This window comes from Fictibacillus sp. UD (assembly GCF_043558025.1).
Taxonomy (GTDB): domain Bacteria; phylum Bacillota; class Bacilli; order Bacillales; family Fictibacillaceae; genus Fictibacillus.
Map to the genome: position 1 here is coordinate 1 of NZ_JARUHH010000013.1, position 25,399 is coordinate 25,399.

Consider the following 25,399-nt stretch of genomic DNA (forward strand, 5'->3'; position numbering starts at 1 on the left):
TATCCAAAGAATATTTAGTCATAAAAAAAATGCACCTCCAATTGTTAGTTGTGTCTAACAATTGGGGTGCAGTTCACGATTGGAGTGTGCTTTTTTGTGATATTAATCTTTATTTGAAAAATCGATGATTCGAATCGGATTTCCAGTTCCGTCTCTATAAATAGCGTATCTGCCAGGAGGTATTGTACACGGTGATTTTACAAAGTCCAGTTTGGATTCATGTTCTTCATAAAAGTCATCGACACTATCTACCAAGAACACGCCGCCTGGACCCAAGTCATGCTCGTCCTCTTCGATCATCAGCTGTACTTCACAATCTTTCATGGACATACCTAGTACTTGATTTCCTTCTCGCCAAGCTTCAGTCATCCCGAGACCTTCATAATATTGTTGTGATTCTTGTAAATCTTTTACTGGGTGAAACAAAAATGCGAGCTTCAATTCCACTACCCCCTCGTAAAAAATTCTGATTATGTGTTTAATTGTATTTGATTCCTATTTGTGTATACGTTACTTTCCATCTGACTATAATATTTTCCTGCTGATTTTAAAAAAAAGAGTGTTTTCGCTTACAATGTAGCTTTTGAAAGTTGTTGAATTCCGTTCCAGGTGCTCGCTTTTCGGGGGCAGGTGGTGAGCCACATTCGTACGTTTCACTCTTAAGTCTCCCCTTCCCAGATTAATGTTCCTTGTTCCTGCGTTAACATGTTCGTTCTACCGTAGTAATCTTCCTCACCGCATTCATGTAGTTTGTCGAAAATCGGATAAAATTTTTTATGTGCGTAATTATAGGTGTTATCCACGGAATTATTGAACTTTACCTCGTATAAAAATGGAATTACCTCGTAAATAATTTAAAGCGTATTTACAGTATGGACATATCATTAAACTGTCCTTCAAGAGTGCACAAAAAAGTGGCTTGTACTCATAACCTGAGTCAACCTCTCCATTAATTAATATTCCAATACACTTAACAAAAGACTGAACCACAAAATGGGTCCAGTCCTCTAAAACTTAATAATAAGGATACGGAGGGTATGGCGGATAAACAGGATAGATCGGGTACGGTCTTGGTGCTAATGCTAGACCTGCGATAGTTCCAAGGGTTAGTCCTACAAGTGCAGGTGCAAAGAAGAAGCGGTCGCTGCTCTCATCCTGGCCTTCCGAACTATACGGCAGAATGTATGCTTTTTTATCATCTACATGTTTAAGAACACCATGATATCTCGTGCCGCAATGACAATCAATATACACTGATCTGCCTAAGTATCGGCGGCACAGGTGATACGTGTGGTATGACAAAGGGTAAACCTCCCAGCTTGTTTTTGCCTTCTCTACACCATATGTCCAACCTGTTATTTTGACAGAGACAAGTGTCTAACCATCTTTATTTTTCTGAGGAAGGCTGTAAAACTAGCTTCTGTTGATCACCTCTGTTTTCATTGTTTAAAACTGTTACGTGGTACTTACCTGTTGCCCAATCTTTCACTTGATCATCGTACCATGGACTTAACACGTGACCAGATTGACCAGGGCCAACGACATGGTATGCCTTAGAGGTGTCATCCATATCGATCACCATACGCCATGCACCACCATGTGTAATATCACCAGTTTCCCGGTTCCACCCAGCAACGCCCACTGTAACCCGGCTTCCTCCCATTGCTTGTGTTTCAGAATTGAACAACAGGTTTAATGGTTTAATAGCTGCCAGAGGATGTTCAAATGTTAAGGTGTGAAAATCTCCCCACTTCCATTTAGATGGATCTCCACCATATTTATCACTCAGTACAGAGATCATCGATTTAAATGCATTCTGAGTGACTTTTTCTAAACCGCCATGTTCTTTGATCCACGGGCCAGGCTTACCAGCATTCGCTTTTCGAATCAGTTCGTCCACCACTTGCTCACGACCATCAAACATCTTCAACATCTCATCACTGATCTCGTCCTTGAACAGTTCATCGCTGAAACGATTCATCCAGATGTGAAAGATCAAAGGTGCCGCACTGTCTTTACTGTCTACTTTGTTCCAATTGTTTAATACAGTCAGCACATCTTTTTCTTTTTTATCCAGAGGTTCTTTCATCACTTGTTCGATAAGAATCGGCAGCATTTCCTCAGCTTGTTTATTTTTTTGGTCAAATTGCAAGTTTTGCATATCTTTTACCGAAAGCTTTTCTTTACCCTCAAGAACTTCAACAATTCGTTGTTGTCTGTATGGCTGCGCAAACGTATCCGAGATGTGATAAGGATAAGAATCGGTTGTTACTTTATTGTTTGCTGTAGCAATATATCCGTTTTTCGGGTTGACTCTTGTCGGGAGTTCATCCCATGGGATATATCCTTGCCACTCATACTGATCGGTCCATCCGGGGACAGGCATTGATGTGTAGTCTTGCTTTCTTATCGGTATTAATCCGTTTGCCTTATATGCGATGGTTCCATCAGTGCTTGCAAAAACAAAGTTTTGTGCGGGAGTATGGAAAGATTCCAACGCCTTCTCAAACTGCTTCCAGTTTTTTGATCGGTTCATCATAATTACTGCTTCGAGTTCTTTTGAAGGCTGAAGTGCTGTCCATTTTAAAGAGAGAGCTGTTCCGGGTTTATCCTGGTGAGCAAACTCTGAGATTACAGGTCCATGCCTTGTAATAACAACTTCATGATTCACGTCTGTTTTATCTTTAACCTTGATGATCTCGTCAATAACTTCGGCTTTCTCCCAATTGGCTAAATACTGAAACTCATAAGGATCTTTTGGGTTCCTTTTTTCTACGAATAGTTCTTGAACATCCGGACCAACATTCGTCACACCCCAAGCGATTGTTTTGTTATGTCCGACGATAATACCGGGAATTCCTGCAAAAATAACACCGGAAACTTCGTAATCTGGCGCTTTCAAATGACTCTGATACCATATGGATGGAGTACCAAGTGAGAGATGCGGATCATTGGCAAGTAGGGGCTTACCTGACTCGGTTTTACTGCCTGCAACTACCCAATTGTTGCTGCCATTATGAAAGTTTGGAATAACAGAATCTGCAAAACTTTTTTCAAAATCAATGCCTGCTGATTCTAAATCTTCTAATATCGCAGGCGCATCTTTTGGATATCCAGGGAATAGATCCAATGCTTTCTCTTTTGAAAACGTTTCCATTAAGTAATAACGAAAAGCTTGTCCTTCCCAATGTCCGCCTAAGTCGAATGCCATATATTTTCCGATAACAAGAGAATCAACAGCCGTCCACTTTTTCGGCTTATATCCTACAAGCATAAATTCAATTGGAAGTGTATTGTCTTTCTTTGCCTGCTCCAAATACGCATTTACACCATCTGCATACCATTCAAGATATTGCTTCATTTCAGGTGAATACTCGTTGTAAGAAGCTTCTGCTGCTCTTCTTAAACCCAGTGTTCTAAAAAACTTATCACGCTGTATCGTCTTTTCCCCGATTACCTCGCTAAGCATTCCAGATGCCTGCCTTCTGCTTAAGTCCATTTGAAACATACGGTCTTGTGCAGTAACAAATCCTTGAGCCATAAATAGGTCTTTCATCGATTTTGCTTCAATATGCGGAACGCCGTTAGGATCTCTGAAAACATCTACTCTTGCGGTTAATCCAGTTATGGATACAGTCCCATTTACTTGAGGTTTACTTTTTTGCAGCAGAAAATACGCTGTACCTGCTGCGGCTGATAAAATAATAACAAGTGCAATCCCAATGATGAGTAAACTTCTTTTCCAGGTTAATCGTTTAATAAAGCTTTTCTTCTGAAGCGCTCTCTCCACCTATATACCTCCTGCCTGACAATCTTCCTAATAACATTCTCTAATACGACGGATTTCCCCTGTAAATAGTGAAGAAAAGTAAATGAATTGAAAAACCTCGATACTTTCTGACTATTTTCAATAAATTAAGACAGGATTTAGGGAAGAATGTCGAATATCTCAACAAGTAGTTTAAGACATATAACATAAGGAGAGAGAAGATGGCTAAAATTCTTGTGGATTTTCAACTCAGCCATGACCAGGAAAAAGTTACACAAGGAAATATCATTATCGCTAATATTCAACCTGGAAAATCTAATCTCCATGAACAAGTAAAAAAGTTGATAGCTGATCAATTTAATTGCCCCACTGGAATTATCTCCATTAAGCAAATTAAGATGAATGCATAAAAAAGAGGTGCTTCTTTGTTAGAAGCACCTCTATATGTATAGGGGACTTTATTATCTCATCGATTCTGCCTTTTCGTAAGTTCCATAAGTCATATAACGCTTGGCCTATGTTCATCCCTATTAACGGTAATTCCCCAGTTGAATGGAGACCTTATCAATCTTTAGTCATGTTAAAATGTCTTCGCAATTTTTGATGCTATGTAAAAAACAAAAAAAGCAAAGAAGCGGTTGATCTCCGTTTCAGGTGCTCGCTTTCCGCGGGGCAGGCGGTGAGCCTCTTGCCGCTTTGCGCCCTAAGAGTCTCACCTGACCGCTTGTCCCGCAGGACAAGGAAGGCTACGGCAGCGACACATCGCACGAAGAAAATTTGATGTTCAATTTTCGAGGAGTCTCACACCTTACACTCCAATTAACTTTTCAACGATGTATGAAAATAAAAAGGCAAGATTGGGAACTTCATCCTATGTCCTCATTTGTTTTACAAGAAAAAAATTACAATTTAAAGTAACAACCGGACAGTAACTCTCAAAGAAATCTCCGTTCAACTTTCCTTACAAAAACAAAGTACTCAAAAGCTTTAGAGAAGATCCTAAAAATAAGTGCCTATGATTTGCTCAATTTCTTCCTCATTCATCCTTCCTGCTATACCAGGGGTTTGGGCAAAATATTTCACAGCCTCTCCGCAAGAAAGACCAAGTTGGCTTAGCCCTTTAGCGATTGTGGTGAGATATGTTGCAGGGGGCGGATTCAGATCCTGTTCGTGCATATCAAGGTTACACGTGAACGTAACCATTGGGTATCCTTCTTCCTCCCCTAGATAGACCATTCGGCTATACCAGCCTTGTCCAAAATGAATATATCCTTTTTGTATGACTTCTTCTAAATCAGCCTCTATCTCGTCACAGCTATTTTCTTGGGCAGTAACATCTAAAAACTGCTCAACCGTGACTAAATACTTTCGGCCATAAGTCTTGTATTGATCACTTTTTTCATGTCCGATAAAAGCCACTCCTCCTTCCCCCCACTTTGTCCGCTCTCTTGCAAAATAAAGAGGATATGGAAGCACAGCTTTTCCGTTTTTAAGCGGCATTGCCGGATTTCTGCAGCCTCTTTCTTTTTGAGAAGAACCTTCTGGCTGATCACCGAGAATGTAGCACAAAAAACGGTGCTCCATTAAATTTGATCCATAACTCACATACCAAACATAAGACGTATCCAATCTTAAAATCCTCCTTAAAATTTTTCTTGTATAACTGTCATTAAGAATCTTATTTTCTTATACATTGATATACACAAGGGGGTTGAAAAGAATGATCAGAACATGCTTAATTCTCTTACTTAGTGTCCTTATTTTCCTTTTCACGATATTCCTTGCATCACCTGTGATTTAAAAATATATGGTTTGATAAATTGTATGTTTTATAGGTCTTTTCAGCCAATTCAATGTCATACAAAAACAAGAGGTACAATATCAGAATTATAATATTGGTAAAATAAACCTATTGACCTAATTGCCGTTGTAAGAAATAGTCATTACGATTCTTGTTTCATTTTGCGATTCGGGATAAAATGGAAAACATACAATACTTTTCCTTCTCTAATTCTCGTACGAGTCTTACCCTTAATTTGTAAGGAGGGATGGGGATGACAGTATTTGAAGCGATGTCACTCATGATTGGTTTTTCAATGCTTGTTCTTACCATAATCCGCTCCAAAGATGACTCCTAGAAGACAGAGAGTTTTTGATTTTTTCATTCTGCCATGCAGATGCATGGCTTATTTTTTCGTAAAAAATCCTATGTATTAGAATAACCTTTACTTTGCATTGTAAAACAAAAACCTTGCCGGAGATACTCTCTAGCAAGGTTTTTTTAGTTTTACGCTTTTTTAACGACAATCTGACCGTCTGCAACGTTTACCGTTAACTTTTTGACATCCTCTTCATCCAATAATACATCTGCAATCTTATCTTCGATGTGCTCTTGAATGATTCTGCGGAGTGGTCTCGCACCGAATGATGGATGATACCCCAGTTTAGCAAGCTTTTGTTTTGCAGCCGAAGTTACCATAATCTCAATATTTTGCTCTTGAAGCTGATCAGAGAGCTCTTGCAGCATCAAATCAACAATCTTCACAAGATGCTCTTCTTTCAACGACTGGAATTGTACAATGCTATCAAAACGGTTTAAAAATTCCGGTTTAAAATAGCCTCCTAATGAATCAAGGATGTGTGTTTCTTTTTCTACATCTACCGTGTTAAATCCAAGTTTCTTCGTTTGTTTAACAGAAGCACCTGCGTTACTTGTCATGATAATCACTGTGTCTTTAAAGCTCACTGTACGTCCTTGGCTGTCTGTTAATCGGCCATCTTCCATAATCTGAAGAAACATGTGCTGAACATCTGGGTGAGCCTTCTCGATTTCATCAAGCAGCAAGATGCTATATGGCTTTCTGCGAATTTGCTCTGTTAGTTGTCCAGCTTCTTCATGCCCGACGTACCCTGGAGGTGAACCGATCAATTTTGATACAGCGTGTTTCTCCATATACTCACTCATGTCGAGTCTGATCATGCTGTCTTCATCACCAAAGATTTCTTTAGCGAGCGTTTTTGTTAACTCTGTTTTACCAACACCTGTTGGACCTACGAACAAGAATGATCCGATCGGGCGTTTCTTCGCTTTTAAACCGGCACGGCTTCTGCGGATCGCTTTTGCCACTTTCTCAACCGCTTCTTCCTGCCCAATAACTTGAGCGGAAAGTTTTGAAGCAAGCTCTTTCATTTTCGATTGTTCGTCACTTTGAAGCTTCCGAACAGGAATACCTGTTTTATGTTCTACAATGTGCTGGATGTCTTCAACTTGAACAATCGCTGCTTTTTTATCTTCTTCTTGTGTTTTTAATTTTTCATCAAGTACCAGTTCTTCTTGGCGAAGTTTTGCAGCCAGTTCATAGTTTTCATCTGCAGCTGCCTTTTCTTTTTCTTTTACGAGTTCTTCTAAACGCTCTTCAATAGAAGATTTTTCAATCGTAATATGCTGAAGGTTGCTCTTAGATCCCGCTTCATCCATAAGATCAATCGCTTTATCCGGCAAAAATCGGTCTTGAATGTAGCGATGTGAAAGCATTACACATGCCTTTAATGCTTCTTCCGTAAATTTAACTTGGTGATAATCTTCGTATCTAGGTGCAAGACCTTTCAAGATTTCAATCGCTTCATCTAGTGTAGGCTCGTTTACGATTACCGGTTGGAAGCGACGCTCTAACGCTGCATCCTTCTCAATCTGACGGTATTCTTTTAACGTTGTAGCACCGACCATCTGCAGCTCACCGCGTGCAAGTGCAGGTTTTAAAATGTTCCCAGCATCCATAGATCCTTCTGCGGAACCTGCTCCCACAATCTGATGAACTTCATCCACAAACAGAATGACATTTTTGCGTTTTTGAAGCTCAGCAATCAGCTGTTTCATACGTTCCTCGAACTGACCTCTTACCCCGGTATCTGCAACAAGTGATGCAACATCAAGCAAATACACTTCTTTTTTCAAGAGTTTAGCTGGAACATTGCCTTCTACAATTTTGGTTGCTAATCCTTCAGCTATAGCTGTTTTACCGACACCAGGTTCCCCGATTAATACCGGGTTGTTCTTGGTGCGGCGGTTTAAGATTTCAATCACTCGGCGCACTTCATCGTCTCGTCCGATAACCGGATCAATAATCCCCGCTTTAGCAGCATCTGTTAAGTTCCGGCCAAATTTATCTAAAAAGCCTCCGCCTCGTTTTCCCTTTTGAGTTTGTTGCTTCTCATGCTCGTTCGCGTGATCTGTAAAAGCTTGGCCATTCATCATTTGTTGAAAAATATCATCGAAAGAAGAAAAGTTCATATTCATTCCTCCTCCAGTGTTCATTTCTTGTTTCACTTTATGGTAACAATCAGAGCAAAGCACAAATTGTTTCTTATCTTTATTCATTGAGATACTCATTTGGATCGTAGCAGGATTAACTTCACATTGTTCACAACGCATACTTGTAACCCCCTGTTCATATTTTTAAAAATTTGTATAAATTATTAGCGATTATACGTGCATGCATTACGTTTCGCAACTTTTTTGATTCTAGGTTTCATAAGTCTTTCTAGTCTTTAGTTTGACTTTGACTTTCTTTGACCATTAACCTTTAAGCATATTATACTTTGACCTTTTTTGACTTTCAAGTATTTTGTTTTGCTGTCATAAAAAGGCTGTTACCGTAACCTCTGTTGTTCTTGTAAGTTGTTGATTTCCTCTCCAGGTTGCTCGCTTTCCACGGGGCGTAAGGTGAGTCTCCTGCCGCTTTGCGCCATTAGGAGTCTTCACCTGGTCGCTCGTCACGTAGGAGTCAGCAACCTTGCGCACAAAATTAACAATCTTTTAGAATAAAAACAAACAAAAAGAGATGAGCTCTTAACTCATCTCTTCCCCAATTTAGTTCCAATTAAAAGTGATTTTTTGTCTGTAATCTTCTGTCTCACCACTTGGGGTCAACCAAACTTCTAGCGTATAAGCACCTGGCTCTAGATCGTTGACTAAGATATCCTGTTTGAAAACATCAGCCTGCTTTAATTTCAAAGAGGTTAACACTTGCATGAACATATGATTTCTTGAGTATTGGTACACGATTTTTCCGCTCTTGTCTTTAATTACATAATCAAATTTCTGACTAGATGAAAATTGAAAAACCTTCTCTTTTTCGGTCTGATTTTTCAACTCATATCTAAATAATATTCCCTTAGCATTCTGCTGCTCTTGTACTTTAATAGAAGGCTCAATACTGCCAGCAACAATCCCGCCTTGTCCGTTCTGTCCTGCTTGCCCGTCTTGTCCTTCTTCAGGACGTGATTTTTTTTCGCTTCCTTTACCATCACCCATCACCGGTTGTTCTCTCCCCTCGGATTGGTTTTGGCTGTCTTTGTTTCCACAGCCTGTCACGACTATCGAAATACATATTATGATCAGTATAACATGCCATACTCTTCTGCGTTTTTGCATCGTTCATCACCTCACTTGTTAGTTTGGGCATATATACGCAATTTCATGTTTAAAAAGGATTTTTAACTCTGTTCATGTAAAATAGATAATAACTCAAAAGTTTAAGGAGCGGGTTTACATGAACATTGCACATACTGATCTATTGCTTGAAATGCAAAAACGGACATCTGAAAAACGCGCTACACAAAACGAAACCATTCTTTGGCAGCATAGCCGTGATGAATCTTACCACCATCCTGTTTCACCTGATATTGTTGTATACCCTGAATCGGCTGAAGAAATTTCTTCTATTCTAAGATTCGCAAACGAACACAAAATTCCTGTTGTGCCTTATGGAGCTGGATCGAGCCTTGAAGGCCACTGCATTCCTGTAAAAGGCGGCATTTCAATTAACTTTCAGGAGATGAATGAAGTACTCGAGATTCGTCCGGATGATTTTTTAGTAAGAGTTCAGCCTGGTGTAACACGAACACAGCTGAATCTTGCTCTTAAGAAGTATGGATTGTTCTTTCCTGTTGATCCTGGTGCAGACGCGACGATCGGCGGAATGGCTGCGACAAATGCGAGCGGGACAACAAGCGTAAAGTACGGTATCATGCGTGATCAGGTTAGAAACCTTCAAGTTGTTTTAGCAGATGGACAGATTATTCAAACAGGCGGACTCGCTGCAAAATCATCTGCTGGCTATCACTTAACCTCCATGTTTGTCGGCTCTGAAGGTACGCTTGGCGTTTTTACGGAGATCACGTTAAAAGCCTACGGCATTCCTGAATCAGTTCTTGCTGCTCGATGTACATTTCCTTCAGTTCAAACTGCCGTTGAAGCTGCCATTGCTGTTCTCGGATCAGGCACGGGAATCGCCAGAATGGAACTTGTGGATGAACGGTCCATCGTACAGGTTAATCACAACAGCGACACAGCATATACAGAAGCCCCGACCCTTTTCTTAGAATTTCAAGGAAATCCGGCAAGTGTTACATATGAAGCTTCACTTACAAAAGAATTGCTTGAAAGCTTTGGAGGCTTAGAGTGGGTGGAAGAGCGTGATTCGAAAGCACGTGCAAAGCTGTGGGAAGCCAGACATAACTTAGCTTATGCTTTCAAACATGGCTATCCTGGCAAGTCCATGATGTTCACGGATGTGTGCCTTCCTCTCTCGGAGTTGTCTGAAGCAATCGTTCATGCAAGAGAGAAGATGGATGAAATCGGTGTCCCTGGCGCTGTATTAGGACATGTTGGGGATGGGAATTTTCATGCCATTCTCATGTATGACGCAGCTATTGATCGTGAACGTGAAAAAGCAGACGCGGTAAATGAAAGTATTGTGGCCTATGCATTAAGCAAAGGCGGTACGTGTACTGGTGAGCATGGAGTCGGAATCGGCAAAGCAAAATATTTGGCAAAAGAACATGCCGACACCCTCCCGATCATGATATCTATAAAAAAACAATTGGACCCAAATGACATTTTAAATCCAGGTAAAATCATAGTATAGAAATGAAACGGAAAGCTTGTTTCATCCGTATTTAATTGTATAACAAAATAGGGGGGCAATATTTATGATCGTTGTTACTACTGAAAACATATCAGGATATGAAGTGAAAGAAGTAAAAGGATCAGCTTTTGGAATTGTTGTTCGTGCACGCGGAATCGGAGGAGACATCATGGCAGGACTTCGAGGAATCATGGGTGGTGAGATTAAAGAATATACGAGCATGCTTGAAGACGCGCGGAAGCAAGCCGTTGATCGTATGGTCAAGAATGCTACAGAAATGGGTGCGAACGCCATTGTCATGATGCGTTTTGATTCTGGTGAGATGGGCAATAACATGAGCGAGATCGTCGCATACGGAACAGCAGTTATTGTTGAAAAGCAATGAATATTATAAATATCCTTATCGGCTGGCAAGTGATCTCCATCGTCATTTTTATTGTTTTGGGCATCATCTCCTGGATGTATTACGATAAGCGCTATAAAAAAAGTGAAACAAAAGTCCCTTCAGGCTATATCTGGACTGAGGAAATCTCCATCGATCCAACCTCTGGAAAAAAAGAACGCGTTTACTACAATCCAGACACAGGTGATCGCTTTTATAAAGAAGAATAAAATGAAGCTGGCTTTTTAAGGATGCTTGTCCTTGAGAAGCCAGCATTTTTTGTTTTAAGGATTCGCGCACATGAAGATTTGTGCTCTTTCATGGGGAATTATGCTCGCTTACGGAGATTTATGATCGTTCACGAGGTTTTATGCTCGCTCACAAAGCTAAAGCTACCAGATACCTTTGCCACAAGAAAAAAAAAGCCGCCAGTTCACCCCGCGGCTTTTATCCTCTAAACTTTAAATTTATTAATGGCTTCGTTCATCTCTTCTGCCAGCTGAGAAAGTGCATTTGATGAAGATGAAATCTCCTCCATGCTTGCAAGCTGCTCTTCTGCTGAAGCAGAAACTTCTTGTGTAGAAGATGCCGCTGTTTCTGCCATTGATGAAATAACATCAATCGATCCGACAACGTGTTCGGTACTAGCTGTCATCTGTTGAGTGGCAGCTGAAACATCCCCTACTTGATTGGAGACTTCTGCTACAGTTTCATAAAGACTTCTGAAAGCTTCACCTGACTGATACACGAGTTCTCTTCCACCAGTCACTTCATCTGTTCCACTCTTCATCGCTTCTACCGCTTTTTCAGTAAGCTCTTGAATACTTGTGATCAATTGACCGATCTGCTGTGCGGATGAGGATGATTGTTCTGCTAACTTTCGAACTTCATCTGCTACGACTGCAAATCCTCTCCCTTGTTCTCCAGCCCGTGCCGCTTCAATGGCAGCGTTTAGAGCAAGCAAGTTCGTCTGCCCAGCAATATCTGTAATAACATCCACGATTTTAGTAATTTCTTGTGATTGATCACCAAGTTCTCGAACCACATGAGACGTGCTGTTCATTGAGGTATGAATGGCATCCATCTGACCTATTGTCTGCTGTATCGTCTTGTTTCCGCCTTCTGCTACTTTTAATGAACGGGAGGACGCTTCTGACATGTTCTGCATGCTTACTGCGATTTGTTGAATACCCGCAGAAAGCTGGTTCATCGCTTCAACAATATTTTCGACCGTACTAACCTGTTCTTGAGATCCGCCAGCTACTTCCCCAATGGTTGTCGCGATTTGTTCTGTTGCCATACTCGTTTGTTCAGCTGAAGCTGTCAGCTCTTCAGAGGCCGCTGCAACTTGTTCGGCAGTTGCTCTCACCTGTCTGATAAGGGTAGCCAAGTTTGTCCCCATATGATTGATGCCGTCTGCGAGCATGCCAATTTCATCCTTATTTTTTACATAGATCGGATCCATTGTAAGATCACCATCAGCGATATCATTTAGCATATCTGCCATCTTGATTACAGGTCTTGAAATCATACGTGAGATGGTATACCCGATTGCGAGAGCCGCAATAACGATTACGATTCCTAAGATTGTAACAAGAGTAACAATAAACTTCTCTTCATCAGCAACGATAATTTTACCTTCATCCATTAGATTTGCTTGTCTCTTCGCCATCTCTTCCGTTACATCTCGCATCTCTCTTCCTAGCGGAAATAAAGTGCTTTTTGCATATTCGTTTGCCGCTTCCATGTTGCTCATTGAGTTTTGCAGAACTCGATTTGACTCATTTTTATAATCGTTGTTTAAATAGTAGATTTTTTCGAGTCTTTTCTTATCCGCATCAACTTGTGCGAGTTTCATCGTTTCATTTACAAGTGTCTCGATCCGTTTCGTTGCCGTCGTGAGCTTCTCACTGCTTTCCGATGATTGATCAAGCAAATATTCACGGATACTGTTATTCTGAATGGTCGCCTGAAGCTCTATTTCTTTGGCATTTTGAAAGATTACTGATCTTCTGTCTAATAAATCACTGTATTGATTTTGCATGTCTTTTAGAAAATAAAAGAACACCCCACACGTTGCTGCAAATAGAACAGCTACGGTTAAAAATGAGCCAACAAGCTTCTTTCTTAGCGTTAGTTTCATACGTCACCTCTTATATATTTCTGTTTTTAAAAATAACAGGGCAATTAAGCACAATGATGAGATCCTCATCCTGTTTGGAAACACCCTGTATCAATGAATTTTCTTTTGGGCTAAAGCTTCCTGGTGACTGTATGGAATCTGCTTTAATATCAATAACATCTGTTGCCTCTTCTGTTAACAACCCTAAATAACGATCCTCATTTTGCAAAATAACGATTCTCGTTTTATCTGTTGTTTCTGTTTTACGCTTTCCGATGAGATGGCCAAAATCAATAATCGGTATGACATTTCCTCTCAGATGAATGACTCCCAACACCTCTGACGGCATTTCCGGCATTGGTGTAATATCCAGAACTCGCTCAATCGAAGCCACATGTTCGATCGGCAAGCCGTACTGTTCATCGCCGGCCATAATAATAACAATCTTTATTGTTTGAGTGCTAAGTGACATCTCACTTGCTCCTTTTCTAGGTATTTCGACGTTAAACGATATTCATAAGTCCCATTCTTTTTATCGGTTTTATCATTAAAATGTTTTAGTTTTTAAAAAATGGCTGTAAAAGAGTTACAAGAGAGTGAAAAGGATTTATTTTTTAACTCGCGCGTCCATTAATTTAAATAATTTCTCGTTAGCCACAAATCAGCGGAAATTCGACTTCGACTTAAAACCGACACTTCCCATCACACCAAAAAACGCCCAGGCACTCTTGCCCAGGCGTTTCAATTTGTTATCTTTTTAATTCAACTTCCTTTACACTGTTTGCAGGTATCGTAATCTGCACTTCTACAAACTGTTTCGTGCCATACAATTGCGTTTCAATTACTTCACCATAAGATGGTGTATAGCTGCCTTGCTTCATATAAAACGGAATATTTACTGTTACTGGTTTATTCAAACGATTAGTCAGCGCCGCTGTTTGCGTAACTTGGGATCCATCATTAGGTAGCTCAAACTTATTTTCAAAGGAAACGACTCCTGCGGACGTATTGCCATTTTCATAAACCGGCATTGATTTGTCTGGACCTTCGTAAACGTAAGAGCTGAACTTATTATCGTCTGGATTCTTTTCAAATAATCGATAACCAACCCATGGCTTTGCAGATAACTCTACAGAAGCTGTTGTAGAATACAAAATTCCGTCTTGTTCTGTAATATTATCGATGTGCGTATGGCCGTGAAGTGATATATCCACTGAATTTTGTTTCATTATATCAATCAATTCATGTGAACCTTCCCCGTGCCATTGTTGATCGTACTCAATGCCCAGCTTCTCGCCTTTAATGAGCGTGCTCAAATCTTGAGGGTCATGTTTAGCATCATATTCTTTCCAATATTCCGTTACATCCGGATCAGTTGATGGCCAGATATCACGGTCACGCCAGATTGGATTGTGATGTGAGAACAATCCCTTTACTTGTCCGGCTTCAGCTGTTGCCTTATTATCCGCTAAATCTTTCTTAATCCATTCCATTTGCTGATCACGGATCTGTCCACCCCATGTTGGTACTGAAACTGTGCCATGCCCTTGACGGTCAAACTTGTGCCAGTCGTAAGAGTTGTACCCGATCATGTGAGCATACGGGCCGTAATCAAATGAAAAATACTGCGGACCGAAATATTGTTCCCAATACTTTGCTCCATCGGCTAACGTGGCATCTTGTGCATAATAATCATGGTTGCCCGGAACGATGTATACAGGAACATCAAACTTCTTCAAGATGCGGTAGGTTTCTTCATACTCGTAAATATATTCTTGCGGATTCATCTGACCGTACATTAAGTCTCCAGTCATTACAACAAAGTCAGGCTTTAAAAGATTGACTTGATTGATTGTCTTTTGAAGGTAAAGCCAACGTTTTGACTCATCAGGGTGCCACATACCCGCTTCAGTTACGTTAGCAGGGTCTGCAATATTTCTTGGAGAGCCTACATGAATATCCGTTAAGTGCATGAACTTAAAATCTTTTTTGAACTTCTTTACAACTTTAACCGAGTTCGGTTCATCATCTGTAATACGGGTTCCGTTTCCTGTGTATGAAACTTTCAGATCAAACATTTCTTCTGGTACATCATCAGGAATCTGTACCGTTACTTCATAAACGGAAGAGCTGTCTTTCCAATAGGATGATCCTTTTTGAACACTTTTTACAGGAAGATTAAACGTTCCTTCCACTTTAGCAGCTTCTGTTGGATTTAGAGAAACATCCCATCCTGCAGGTTCTTTTCCTTTTGTATCTACCTTAATTGTTAATTCTGAGCCATTCTTTTTTATTGCAGGTGTTGCCATAAGCGGATAAAGAATATTATCAACTTTTGGATCCAGTGCTATGTTAGGTACTTTATCCAAATAGTTTTCTGTGTTTCCAATCCCGCCATCTTGCTTGTCAATACCAGATAAAAAGGCATGAGCTTGTCCAGCAGGTATCGTTAATGCGCCCGAGATAACAAGCGCTGTTAGCTTTGTTTTCCAGTTCATGTGTTGCTCTCCCTTCAAAATAACTTGCATCTTGAAAGTAACAGCACAACGTAAATTTAATGTAACAGCACTTTAAATATTTTATGAATTAGTTATTTTACTATATCTCTTTTAATCTCTTCTTTGCTTCCTTTTCTTCAAAAGAACTATAAACACGATAGTCGTTTCCATCAAGAATTCGGTAATGCTGGCTAATCACATTCTGCTGAAGCCGGTAACCTTTATTTGAATCTATCTCCTTCCACCAAACATGCCCGCCCCACGTTTTCTCTTTTGAACGGGCAACATATTGGTGGACTACGACTTCCATAACATCAAGTGGATCCCCGCCAAGTGTGCTATTAAGAATTTCAGAGTTCCGAAACAATGCACACAAAGCAACGATAACGGTCCAGCTCGCTTTTATTCTTTCCTTTTCTATTTGGACTAACGTTTTTTTTGAAATGCCTAATATATCTGCCATCTTATCTTGTGTATAGCCAAGTTCTGTTCGAACAAGTTTAATCTTGCCGGTTAACAGATCCACAATTTGATCTTGTGTCATGTTAGAAAAATCTCCTTTTATCCTTTTAGGAACATTTTACACAAAAAAACTCCTTTCAACAAAAACGAAAGGAGCATTAACTATACGTATAAGGTTCCCAATGAGCAAGATCGTAAAGCCCTGCGTTAATTCGGGTGCTTTCAACTTCCAGCAGTGATAACAATTCATTTGGAAGCTCTTCGTGATGCTGTGCGAGGTTCATCTCATCGTTTGGAGAAGAGATCAGAACAGTGAACAACTTCTTATTCTCCATGTTCATTCCATGTACGTGAATATAACTTAAATTCTTCACACGATACACAAAAAAGATTCGGTATTTATCCATCGTTCCCACACTCCCTTACACACAGTGTGGTCGGATTTCGTGCTCTATAAACCTTTATTTTGTTGAAACAGGTGCTGTTGGAAGTTCGATTTCCACACGAGTTCCTTCGTTCTCAACTGATGAGAACTGAATCGCTCCACCATGTTCTTCAATAATTTTAAAACAAACCATCAGCCCTAAGCCTGTTCCCTTTTCCTTTGTCGTGTAAAAGGGTTCTCCAAGAGTTTTCAGACGCTCTGCAGGAATACCGCATCCTTGGTCCTTTAGTTCAAGAACAACAGAATTGTTGCGGGAACTAATCCTGATGTGGATCTCGCCGTCCTTCTCCATACTTTCGATGGCATTTTTCAACAAGTTAATAAACAACTGTTTAAGCTGATTTTCCACCCCGTAAACAAGCGGAATGTTATCAGAGATGTTCACCCAGATCTGAATGTTCCTCATAATAGCTTGAGTTTCTAATAATCTTACTACGCTATAGATCAGTTCTTGAATATTCGTATGTTCAAAGCTTACCGCCTGTGGCTTAGCAACCAGCATTAACTCCCCGACGATGTCGTTGATTCGGTTTAGCTCTGACTCCATGATACGTAGATATTCTAGACGGATCACATCATCTGCATCTGTTAATAGTTTTGTGAATCCTTTTAAGGAAGTCAAAGGATTCCGGATCTCATGTGCTACTCCGGCAGCCAGTTCCCCCAGAACAGATAGTTTCTCTGATTTCAGCATCAGTTCTTCAGTCTGCTTCGCTTTTGTTACGTCTCTTGCAAACGTCACTAGGCTTTCAACATGACCTTCTTTCGTCATAACAGGCACACCGCGAGTCTCGAGCAAAATCCAGTCGCCATTTTTGTGAAGTAGTCTAAACTCTGTCTGAAACGGCTCTTTCTTCACAAGTGATTTCATAAATGAATCGGATAGGTTCTCCAAGTCTTCCGGATGAACAAGATCCAGTATTGCACCTTTGATCTCACCCTCTTTGTAGCCGAGCACTGTAAAATGAGAAGGAGATACATATTGAATCATGCCTGATGGATCAATCACAGTAATTAAATCTGTAGAATGTTCTGCGATCAAACGATATTTCGCCTCACTTTCCCTTAGAGCACGCTCTACTTTTTTCTGAGAAGTAATATCACGGTAAACAATGACAAATCCCATTATCTTTCCATCCATATCACAGATGTTCGAAAAAGAAGCAGACACATCAAAAACTGTCCCATCTTTATGGATACGCTGTGTTTCATGCAGTGGAACCGATTGCCCTTGCTTCAACAGATCAATAATTTCCTTTGATTCTCCTTGCAGATGTACCGGTGTTATGACTGGGTAATCCTCATTTTCTTCTGCAAAATCTTCTTCAGCCCAGCCGAACATTTGAATAAAAGCATCATTTACTTTAATCACTTCTTGTCTCGTATTTATAATAAGAATGGCATCAGTCGTCCCTTTTAATACGGATTCCAAAAGATCAAGGGCAACGCTGAGTTCTTCTTCTTTCTGTTTATGAGAAGTAATGTCTCTCCCGGTAACCACTAATACTTGCGGCTTTCCATCCTTCGTAAAAGTTGGCTGCTTAATAAGTTCCAGCATAACGACGCGGCCGCTTTTCATTTGGATCTTTTCAGCTGTTTTTATTGGTTTTCTTGACTCCCACGCTCTTTTATCAGAGAGGTTGCACCGTTCGATAGCGTCGTCCGAAAGTCTTGTCTGCATTTCTTCAAGACTTTTTCCTTTATAATCGTTTTCATATATACCATAAATGTTCAAAGCGAACCGGTTTGCTTCTGCCCAAGTTCCATCCGGATATCTTAAACAAACAAATTCAGGCAGGACATCAATCATCTCTTTTAAAGTGGCAACTGCAGGAAGTTCGTCCTGGCTTATTACTTTCATCTCAATCCACCCTTTTTACTAAAACTTTCTTAACGTTTATTATTTAAATAAAAGGGTCTCGTTTCCTTCAAATATTTTGAACATTCGCACGTCAAATTAATTTGTTTTTCGCCTAAATATGACAAAAAGACGCTTCCTTTGAGGAAAGCGTCTTCTGTATTTGGTGACGATTAAACGGCTTTAACCGCTTCTTTTAGCGATTTTCCTGGCTTGAATGCTGGAACGTTGCTTGCCTGGATCATAATTTCTTCACCAGTTAAAGGATTGCGCCCTTTTCTTGCATTACGGTTTCTTGTTTCAAATGTTCCGAAACCAATAAGCTGCACGCTCTCTCCGTTTTTCAAAGCATCTGTAATTGCATCTAGCACAGCATCAACGGCAAGCGCTGATTCTTTTTTGTTCATACTTGTTGCATTTCTAACTGCATCTACTAAATCCATCTTTTTCATTATGAGTTGCTCCCTTCAAACATTAAATTAACTGCTTGTGTAGCAACATTATTAACGGATATTAGGAGTTTCATACAGAAATATATAAAATTCCGAAAAATATTTATATAGTTTAATAATTAATACGTTAAAAAGGGCTTTTTGCACAAACTTTATTGTTCTTGGAAGCGGTTGATTTCCATTTCAGGTGCTCGCTTTCCGCGGGGCAGGCGGTGAGCCACATTCGTACGTTTCACTTTTAAGTGTCTCACCTGCCAGCCTGTCCCGCAGGAGTCTCCCACCTTCCACTTCAATCAACTGTCATAGAAGAAATTAAATTTTTTGAAAGCAACAATCTTTTAGAAATGAGCCTTTAAAAACCTTGTATCGTCATTCCACCATCAACAAATAATGTTTGTCCGTTTACATAATTTGCTGCATCGCTTGCGAGGAATACAGCTGGTCCGACGAGATCAGGAAGTTCTCCTACTCTTTTTTGCGGGGTTACAGCTAAAATATCATTCAAGTACTCTTGATCGGCAAGTAATTTTTCCGTAAGTGGTGTCTTAAAATACCAAGGACCGATGCTGTTTACGTTAATGCCATACTCTCCCCATTCAAGTGCAAGATTCTTTGTCATTTGAATGATCGCCGCCTTCGTAGATGCATAGACTACTCCTGTTCGGAGGGCAACATGACCGGCAACAGAAGAGATCGTAATGATTTTCCCACCACCTGCTTCCTTCATTCTTTCCCCTGCTTTTTGAGAAAACAAAAACGCTGAACGCAGGTTTGTATTCATGATCGTATTCCACTCTTCATCAGATACATCAAGAGCTTTTGAACGAATGTTCATGCCGGCATTGTTTACGAGAATATCGACTTTTATCTGTTTCGAATCTAGTGTTTCAAAGATTTGTTCTATTTGATCCTTATTCGTTACATCCGCTTCAAATATGTACGCTTTTGAACCTGTACTCTCGATGATTTCAGCTGTTTTTTCCAGATCTGATTGTGTTCTAGAAACGATGACAACATCCGCTCCAGCCTCAGCATAACCAATTGCAATCGCATGTCCGATCCCTCTGCCAGCACCCGTTACGAGCGCTGTCTTGCCTTTTAATGAAAATGACGGTAAATACATATTAGTTGCCTCCTTTATTTTAGTTATAAAGCTCCGGGGATATGATGAAAAATCGCTGTTGATCGGATTCATAAGATCCAGCCCCCACTGCATTCATGGTGTTTATACTAATTTGATAGGAAAATAGAGGATCCATTTCTTCTTCAGCATTTGTATTTTCGTCAACTGCAGCGGCTTTCGTATGTTTTTGGACTCCTGCTTTTTCAATATCCCAAAAGGATCCATCTTCAATATCAAAAGGCACCTCGTCAGAATTTGTGAAATTCACATAATATAGATCACCTTTTGGTACCATTTTTTTTAAACCGTGCAGATCCAGAGCCTGAAAATAAATGCTAGGTGAAGAAATGTAATTTTGATGATCCATCATCATTTTTGTTTCGTCCTTCTGAATGTGTGTAACTACTTGATATTTTCCATCTAACAGGGTGATCCACGCACTCATGTTGCGGTCGTCTCTCATGTAATTCGCTTCATAGTTAAATTGCGTTATCTTCCCATCTTTTTCAAACGATAGTTCCACATTATTGATAGCAAGTTCACCATCTGCATCCAATGCTGCTTTCACTTTCTCATACTCTTTAAAAAAATTCATTTCATACGCATTGGCTGCAGATGCCTTTATGTGTATCATTCCTTCGTAATACGCTTCAACGGAGTGCGAAATGATTAGACTTGAAGCAAAGGATACAACCCCGAGCGAAGCAGCCCACTTTTTTGCTTGTTTATTCGTAATTATCTTAGGCAGGAAAAAAATGAGGAATACCCCGATTCCTACGGGTAAGACCCATGATTCCAAGCGCAATGAAAAAGTTCCTAAAAAGAAACAGCCAACCATTTTCCAGCCTAGAAAACGTTCTTCCCGGTCCGCTTTTTTTATGTAGATCAGCGCCAAAAGCAAAAAAAAGACGGCAGACATCCCCCAGCTTAGTATGGATTCAATTTGCATCAATTTCACAACCCCTATTTTTTGGATATTAAAATAAGTTTATCAAAAAAATGATGAAGATGACGAAAATAAATTTGATGGATTCAGCATCATATAAAAAAAGCTTATGATCACATAAAAATGTTCACTCATCACATAAAAATGACGATTAATCACATAAAAATCAGAGGTCATCACATAAAAAGAAATTTCCCTTTCTAAATGACCACTCAAATACAAAAAAAAAGACATGACTTATAAGCCATGTCTTTACGACTCTACCCATTCTTTTCTAAGCGTGAATAGATCTTTCAATTCATCTGTTGATAGTTCAGTAATCCAGTTTTCACTTTGAATCACTTTTTCGGATAGCTCTTTCTTGCTTTCAAGCATCATATCTATCTTTTCCTCAAGCGTGCCGAGTGTGATCATCTTATGAACCGTAACAAATTTCTTTTGCCCGATACGGTGAGCCCGGTCAGTTGCTTGATTCTCTACCGCAGGATTCCACCATCTGTCGTAATGAATGACATGGTTCGCTTCTGTCAGGTTAAGCCCCGTTCCTCCAGCTTTTAAAGATAAGATAAAAATAGGATGCTCTCCATTTTGAAAGCTTTCAATCATTTCATCTCGTTTTTGCTTCGTTAGACTTCCGTGCAAAAAGAGGACGGTTCTGCCAAACTTTTTCTCTACATATTTCTTAATTAGTTCACCCATAAAAATAAACTGAGTGAAAATCAGACACTTCTCATCCTTTTCGATGATAGCATCAATCAATTCAATGGTCTTTGCAAACTTAATCGATTGATCTTCTAATTTCGTTAACTTATCGTTCTTCGTATAAAGAGCCGGGTGATCGCAAATTTGCTTTAGTTTGCCAAGCATAGCCAGCAAGAGGCCGCGCCTTTGCATGCCAGTCACTTTTTCGAGCTGTTCAAACGTATCTTGAACCAGTCTCTCATATAACGAAGCCTGCTCTTTTGATAACGGGCAATATTCTTTGATTTCTTGTTTCTCAGGCAGATTAAGCTGAACGGCAGGATCCGTTTTCGTGCGTCGAAGCAAGAAAGGCTGTACAAGCTGTTTTAGCTGCTGCAAGCGCAAACTGTCATTATCTTTTTCAACTGGCGCGACGAATTTTTTCTGAAATGAGGGTTCACTTCCTAGATAACCTGGATTCAGAAAATCGAAAATGGCCCAAAGTTCTAATAGTCTGTTCTCTACAGGGGTTCCTGTTAAAGCAATCTTATGTCGGCCGTTCAGCTTACGGATGCTTCTTGACTGTTTTGTATAGCTGTTCTTTATGTTTTGTGCCTCATCAAGCACGATCGCTTCCCAGTACGTTCCGCCCATCTCGTTAAAATCGAGCTGGCATGTCGTATAGGAAGTAATAATGACATCATACTTTTTATACCATTCTGCAAAATCTTCACCTTTTTTCCGGTTTGAACCGTAGTGAAGACCAACCGTCAGGGTCGGTGAAAAATGCTCCAGCTCTTTTTGCCAGTTTCCAATAACGGAAGTAGGACACACAAGTAAAAATGTCCCTTCCTGCTTCTCTTTTTCCTTCACTTTTAAAAAGTAATCAATCGTTTGTACCGTTTTTCCGAGGCCCATGTCATCTGCCAGACAGCCGCCAAGTCCAAACTCTCGAAGAAAATACATCCAGGAGCTTCCCGTTTGCTGATATTCTCTTAACGTTCCTTGTAAATTCTCAGCCTTTGGTTCGACAGGTAGTGACTTAATCTCAGACAGCTGATCCATCCATAAATTCAGGGGTTCATCCCATTCCATGTCGAGCATCGGACCTTCTCCATCTATTCCTTCAAGGCCATCTTCAGCTGGATTGGTCTCCATATTCAGAAGATGCTGCTCTAACACGTCTTTCAATTGAATTCCCGTACGGTCCACATTCTTGATTAAGTGCCGAACTTGCTTCATCCATTCAGGGTCCACTCTGTACCATTGACCATTTCTGCGTACAAGCCTTCTGCTTCCATCAACCAGCTTACGGAATTCTTCCTCTGAAAGCTCTTCATCACCTGTAGACATTCTCCAATCAAATTGCATAATCGCATTTAATCCAAGAAATGAAGGAGCTCCACCAGCTACTTGAGATTTTGTCTTAATCTTCGCCTTAACCTTAGGCTGCAGTTCCTGAACCGTTTGCCACCATTCCGGCAGAACAACAGTCATTCCAATTTGCTTCAGCATATTGCTTTTAAGAGTCAAGAAATCCCAGGCTTCTTTTTCCGATATTTCACTGCGAACTTCTTTCCGATTCGTAAGCTTTAACCAGGAAATGAGTTTCGACACAAGTTCAATATCTGATTCGAGCATTTCTTTAAAAGGTTTCCACTTTTCAGGCAGGAGAGTGCTTTTTCCATGATAAGGTACACGAATCCCGTCCTCTTTTTCCTGAAGAAAGACGTTCAAGTGCCATACATCATTACCAGTCTCTTCATCCTCATTGGGCTCTGACAATTCAAAAACAAGCTCAAATGGCTTCGGATCTTCTTTCCAGCCAATCTTAACAAGCCATTCATCCTCATCCAAATGGCTTAAGGCTGATATGACTTGTCGAGGAATTCCCCTCATGCGTTCTCTGTTAAAACGTGAAGGCAAAGGAATAGAGTCATCATTGGGCAATGTGGAGAGCGCTTCGTTTATCCACTGAGATTCGATAGGTTCTCCTCCTGTTTTCCATGCCCAATTCCCTGTCTTCCATGCTTCAAAATCTGGTGTAACCTTCTCTTTCTTTAAAAGGCTAAAGATGCCGTTTGCCTCTTTAACAAAAGTTCTCGAAACATCTTCCCAGTTGTTTTGAGAGAGAAAGAAATCGGGATACCGATTAAAAAGGATAAAGGCTTCTCCAGCAGTTAAATAGATGTTCTGATCATCGTCAATATCGAGCATCGTTCCGTAAAATGAAGGCTGATGCCATGTAAATAAAAGAGGTTTCCAGTCGTTTACATGCACTCTTTTCGATTGTTTAGTGGCCCATAAAACCATATTTCCCTGAAGCCATTTCGCGTGAAGCAAAAGATTGCTTGTATCGATCATGAAATAAACTTTCCTTTCCTAAGCTCTTCTTGAAAGGCTCTAAGCCGCCCATATACAGCAGCAATCTTATCGATGTACTCTGAAAAGCGTTCTTCTTCTCCAAGATCAAAATAGAGAGAACGAAGGGTTTTTAAATGTTTAATGGCTGATTGATAAGACTTTCTCGTTCTTTCATTAATCAATCTGTCAATCGTTTGATGATAGATTGGCAGAACGGTCTCTTTTTGAAAGGACACAACCTCTTTCAAGTCCTTTCTTTGAATTAATTCTGGTGAATATCCCATAATAACTTGTAATTCTACCCACCGTTCATGCTCGCCGATCACCATCAAATATTCTCCATATTCATAAAAGGTTATCGGCAAAAATTCAATCAGCATGTCTTCATATTGCTCTTCGTCTCCTGTATGCTGAGCGTACTTCCAAAAATAACTTAAATACTCATGGAAAAATTCACGTGAGTCTGAATGATAATAATACGTGCCGACCCCTTCTAAAAAGTTTGGCTTTAAATCAAGAAGCCACAATAAAAGGCGGTCCCATTCTTGTTTGTCTACTAATAACTTCATCCAAACGAGATAATGAACCATTTCGACTTTCTTTTCACTTTGGCTTAGCCGTTCAAAAGCGAGAGCGTCATTTCCGCTTGCAAAAGCAAAATGAACTAGCGCCAGCTCCAGCATTTGAGAAGTCTTCCCGCTTTCTTTTTCCTCTATTAACTGCTTTTCATACTTTGTTACCCAAGCTTGGTCCATATAAAGCAGCGACCAGCTGATCTGAAAAAGATAAAAAAGCAGATGTCCCCACTTAGGGGGAATTTCATATAGACTTTGAAAATTCCGTAAGCTTTCTTCTACAAGTTTTTTATTTTCTTGCAGCAATTTTTCACTGTTGATTTGTTTCAACGTCACATACATCTGATCAGAAAGCTTCTCAACTGTTGCATCAAAGTTTGCTTGCATATAGGAAGCTACACCATATTGTGCTTCAAATGAAAACAATCTTATCAGTGTCTCGATCTGTACATGATATTTATATAAGTAAGCGATATCTTCATCAAAAAACTGTCCTGCATTCAAGAGAGCAGGATAATAATCACGGTAAATATGAACAAACGTATAGCTCGTATCTTTTCCTTCTACAAGATCGCGAAAGGAGACGGTTTGCATTTTACGTCTCTCAAATGATTCGAACCGCTCTGAAAAATACTCTCGCCACAGCTGAACAGAATGTGTGTTTTGAACTTTTTGTTCCGGTGTATCATAGTGAGTCTCGTTCTGCTCACTTTCATGTTCTTCAGTTGGTCTCATTCCGTCTCCCCCCTTCCTTTTTATTACCAATTATAGCGAATTCATAAAGTAATCATTC

The 25,399-nt window shown here is 40.0% G+C and carries 23 protein-coding genes; 5 read left to right on the forward strand and 18 right to left on the reverse strand.

Annotation, left to right across the window (positions count from 1 at the left end; genetic code table 11):
* Nucleotides 1-102: 102 nt before the first annotated feature.
* From P8610_RS16015 to P8610_RS16025, 3 genes are all read right to left on the reverse strand, one after another.
* Complete coding sequence (locus tag P8610_RS16015; protein WP_289496751.1) at nt 103-441, reverse strand: VOC family protein; 339 nt, start codon at nt 439-441, stop codon at nt 103-105.
* A gap of 573 nt (nt 442-1,014) precedes the next feature.
* Nucleotides 1,015-1,302, reverse strand: a complete 288-nt coding sequence (locus P8610_RS16020; RefSeq protein WP_394605226.1) for a hypothetical protein — start codon at nt 1,300-1,302, stop codon at nt 1,015-1,017.
* Nucleotides 1,303-1,387: 85 nt separating this feature from the next.
* Nucleotides 1,388-3,790, reverse strand: a complete 2,403-nt coding sequence (locus P8610_RS16025) for a penicillin acylase family protein (RefSeq protein ID WP_394605228.1) — start codon at nt 3,788-3,790, stop codon at nt 1,388-1,390.
* A 200-nt stretch (nt 3,791-3,990) separates the two neighbouring features.
* On the opposite strand from P8610_RS16025, the gene P8610_RS16030 reads away from it, so the two are divergent.
* Nucleotides 3,991-4,179 carry a hypothetical protein gene (locus tag P8610_RS16030; RefSeq protein ID WP_394605230.1) on the forward strand — a complete coding sequence of 63 codons (189 nt, stop codon included), beginning with the start codon at nt 3,991-3,993 and terminating at the stop codon, nt 4,177-4,179.
* Nucleotides 4,180-4,768: 589 nt separating this feature from the next.
* Here the strand turns inward: P8610_RS16030 and P8610_RS16035 are convergent.
* On the reverse strand, nt 4,769-5,398 hold the full coding sequence (locus P8610_RS16035) for a hypothetical protein (protein WP_394605231.1): 630 nt from the start codon (nt 5,396-5,398) through the stop codon (nt 4,769-4,771).
* Nucleotides 5,399-5,823: 425 nt separating this feature from the next.
* Here P8610_RS16035 and P8610_RS16040 point away from each other — a divergent pair, with 425 nt between their 5' ends.
* Nucleotides 5,824-5,907, forward strand: a complete 84-nt coding sequence (locus P8610_RS16040; RefSeq protein ID WP_394605296.1) for a putative holin-like toxin — start codon at nt 5,824-5,826, stop codon at nt 5,905-5,907.
* A 149-nt stretch (nt 5,908-6,056) separates the two neighbouring features.
* On the opposite strand, the gene P8610_RS16045 is transcribed toward P8610_RS16040, so the two are convergent.
* Nucleotides 6,057-8,201 (reverse strand): ATP-dependent Clp protease ATP-binding subunit, encoded by a 2,145-nt coding sequence (locus tag P8610_RS16045; RefSeq protein WP_394605233.1) that lies wholly within the window; start codon nt 8,199-8,201, stop codon nt 6,057-6,059.
* Between the two features lie 438 nt (nt 8,202-8,639).
* The gene (locus tag P8610_RS16050) at nt 8,640-9,203 is read right to left on the reverse strand and encodes a BsuPI-related putative proteinase inhibitor (protein WP_289496760.1); all 564 of its coding nucleotides are present in this window, start codon (nt 9,201-9,203) and stop codon (nt 8,640-8,642) included.
* 118 nt (nt 9,204-9,321) lie between these two features.
* Between P8610_RS16050 and P8610_RS16055 the strand changes: the two genes are divergently transcribed.
* From P8610_RS16055 to P8610_RS16065, 3 genes are all read left to right on the forward strand, one after another.
* Nucleotides 9,322-10,698 carry an FAD-binding oxidoreductase gene (locus tag P8610_RS16055; RefSeq protein WP_394605234.1) on the forward strand — a complete coding sequence of 459 codons (1,377 nt, stop codon included), beginning with the start codon at nt 9,322-9,324 and terminating at the stop codon, nt 10,696-10,698.
* A 64-nt stretch (nt 10,699-10,762) separates the two neighbouring features.
* The gene (locus P8610_RS16060) at nt 10,763-11,083 is read left to right on the forward strand and encodes a YbjQ family protein (RefSeq protein ID WP_289496763.1); all 321 of its coding nucleotides are present in this window, start codon (nt 10,763-10,765) and stop codon (nt 11,081-11,083) included.
* Entirely contained in the window at nt 11,080-11,310 is a 231-nt protein-coding gene (locus tag P8610_RS16065; RefSeq protein WP_289496764.1) for a hypothetical protein, read from the forward strand. The genes P8610_RS16060 and P8610_RS16065 overlap by 4 nt, the downstream gene beginning before the upstream one ends.
* Before the next feature lie 224 nt (nt 11,311-11,534).
* Here the strand turns inward: P8610_RS16065 and P8610_RS16070 are convergent, their stop codons facing one another.
* From P8610_RS16070 to P8610_RS16125, 12 genes are all read right to left on the reverse strand, one after another.
* Complete coding sequence (locus P8610_RS16070) at nt 11,535-13,223, reverse strand: methyl-accepting chemotaxis protein (RefSeq protein ID WP_394605235.1); 1,689 nt, start codon at nt 13,221-13,223, stop codon at nt 11,535-11,537.
* 10 nt (nt 13,224-13,233) lie between these two features.
* Entirely contained in the window at nt 13,234-13,674 is a 441-nt protein-coding gene (locus tag P8610_RS16075) for a chemotaxis protein CheW (protein WP_394605236.1), read from the reverse strand.
* A 277-nt stretch (nt 13,675-13,951) separates the two neighbouring features.
* A complete protein-coding gene (locus P8610_RS16080; RefSeq protein WP_394605237.1) occupies nt 13,952-15,700 on the reverse strand; it encodes a metallophosphoesterase family protein in 1,749 nt (582 codons plus the stop codon).
* 100 nt (nt 15,701-15,800) lie between these two features.
* Nucleotides 15,801-16,244, reverse strand: a complete 444-nt coding sequence (locus tag P8610_RS16085; protein ID WP_394605238.1) for a helix-turn-helix transcriptional regulator — start codon at nt 16,242-16,244, stop codon at nt 15,801-15,803.
* Nucleotides 16,245-16,320: 76 nt separating this feature from the next.
* Nucleotides 16,321-16,569, reverse strand: coding sequence for a hypothetical protein (locus P8610_RS16090; protein ID WP_289496769.1), 249 nt, complete (start codon nt 16,567-16,569; stop codon nt 16,321-16,323).
* Between the two features lie 54 nt (nt 16,570-16,623).
* On the reverse strand, nt 16,624-18,468 hold the full coding sequence (locus tag P8610_RS16095; RefSeq protein ID WP_394605239.1) for a PAS domain S-box protein: 1,845 nt from the start codon (nt 18,466-18,468) through the stop codon (nt 16,624-16,626).
* 170 nt (nt 18,469-18,638) lie between these two features.
* Nucleotides 18,639-18,917: an HU family DNA-binding protein gene (locus P8610_RS16100; protein WP_066236049.1), complete on the reverse strand. Its 279-nt coding sequence runs from the start codon at nt 18,915-18,917 to the stop codon at nt 18,639-18,641.
* Nucleotides 18,918-19,069: 152 nt separating this feature from the next.
* The gene (locus tag P8610_RS16105; RefSeq protein ID WP_394605240.1) at nt 19,070-19,198 is read right to left on the reverse strand and encodes a hypothetical protein; all 129 of its coding nucleotides are present in this window, start codon (nt 19,196-19,198) and stop codon (nt 19,070-19,072) included.
* Between the two features lie 71 nt (nt 19,199-19,269).
* Nucleotides 19,270-20,040 carry an SDR family NAD(P)-dependent oxidoreductase gene (locus P8610_RS16110; RefSeq protein ID WP_394605241.1) on the reverse strand — a complete coding sequence of 257 codons (771 nt, stop codon included), beginning with the start codon at nt 20,038-20,040 and terminating at the stop codon, nt 19,270-19,272.
* Nucleotides 20,041-20,059: 19 nt separating this feature from the next.
* On the reverse strand, nt 20,060-20,992 hold the full coding sequence (locus tag P8610_RS16115; RefSeq protein WP_394605242.1) for a hypothetical protein: 933 nt from the start codon (nt 20,990-20,992) through the stop codon (nt 20,060-20,062).
* Between the two features lie 246 nt (nt 20,993-21,238).
* Entirely contained in the window at nt 21,239-24,031 is a 2,793-nt protein-coding gene (locus P8610_RS16120) for a DEAD/DEAH box helicase (protein ID WP_394605243.1), read from the reverse strand.
* Nucleotides 24,028-25,341 carry a hypothetical protein gene (locus P8610_RS16125; RefSeq protein ID WP_394605244.1) on the reverse strand — a complete coding sequence of 438 codons (1,314 nt, stop codon included), beginning with the start codon at nt 25,339-25,341 and terminating at the stop codon, nt 24,028-24,030. The genes P8610_RS16120 and P8610_RS16125 overlap by 4 nt, the downstream gene beginning before the upstream one ends.
* Between the last annotated feature and the right edge of the window lie 58 nt (nt 25,342-25,399).

Bases quoted from the DNA above. Each gene is read 5' to 3' on its own strand.
- P8610_RS16125 (WP_394605244.1), bottom strand. From the start codon at position 25,341: ATGAGACCAACTGAAGAACATGAAAGTGAGCAGAACGAGACTCACTAT.
- P8610_RS16050 (WP_289496760.1), bottom strand. From the start codon at position 9,203: ATGCAAAAACGCAGAAGAGTATGGCATGTTATACTGATCATAATATGT.
- P8610_RS16080 (WP_394605237.1), bottom strand. From the start codon at position 15,700: ATGAACTGGAAAACAAAGCTAACAGCGCTTGTTATCTCGGGCGCATTA.
- P8610_RS16100 (WP_066236049.1), bottom strand. From the start codon at position 18,917: ATGAAAAAGATGGATTTAGTAGATGCAGTTAGAAATGCAACAAGTATG.
- P8610_RS16075 (WP_394605236.1), bottom strand. From the start codon at position 13,674: ATGTCACTTAGCACTCAAACAATAAAGATTGTTATTATTATGGCCGGC.
- P8610_RS16040 (WP_394605296.1), top strand. From the start codon at position 5,824: ATGACAGTATTTGAAGCGATGTCACTCATGATTGGTTTTTCAATGCTT.
- P8610_RS16030 (WP_394605230.1), top strand. From the start codon at position 3,991: ATGGCTAAAATTCTTGTGGATTTTCAACTCAGCCATGACCAGGAAAAA.
- P8610_RS16095 (WP_394605239.1), bottom strand. From the start codon at position 18,468: ATGAAAGTAATAAGCCAGGACGAACTTCCTGCAGTTGCCACTTTAAAA.
- P8610_RS16055 (WP_394605234.1), top strand. From the start codon at position 9,322: ATGAACATTGCACATACTGATCTATTGCTTGAAATGCAAAAACGGACA.
- P8610_RS16070 (WP_394605235.1), bottom strand. From the start codon at position 13,223: ATGAAACTAACGCTAAGAAAGAAGCTTGTTGGCTCATTTTTAACCGTA.
- P8610_RS16045 (WP_394605233.1), bottom strand. From the start codon at position 8,201: ATGCGTTGTGAACAATGTGAAGTTAATCCTGCTACGATCCAAATGAGT.
- P8610_RS16120 (WP_394605243.1), bottom strand. From the start codon at position 24,031: ATGATCGATACAAGCAATCTTTTGCTTCACGCGAAATGGCTTCAGGGA.
- P8610_RS16060 (WP_289496763.1), top strand. From the start codon at position 10,763: ATGATCGTTGTTACTACTGAAAACATATCAGGATATGAAGTGAAAGAA.
- P8610_RS16065 (WP_289496764.1), top strand. From the start codon at position 11,080: ATGAATATTATAAATATCCTTATCGGCTGGCAAGTGATCTCCATCGTC.
- P8610_RS16085 (WP_394605238.1), bottom strand. From the start codon at position 16,244: ATGACACAAGATCAAATTGTGGATCTGTTAACCGGCAAGATTAAACTT.
- P8610_RS16110 (WP_394605241.1), bottom strand. From the start codon at position 20,040: ATGTATTTACCGTCATTTTCATTAAAAGGCAAGACAGCGCTCGTAACG.
- P8610_RS16090 (WP_289496769.1), bottom strand. From the start codon at position 16,569: ATGGATAAATACCGAATCTTTTTTGTGTATCGTGTGAAGAATTTAAGT.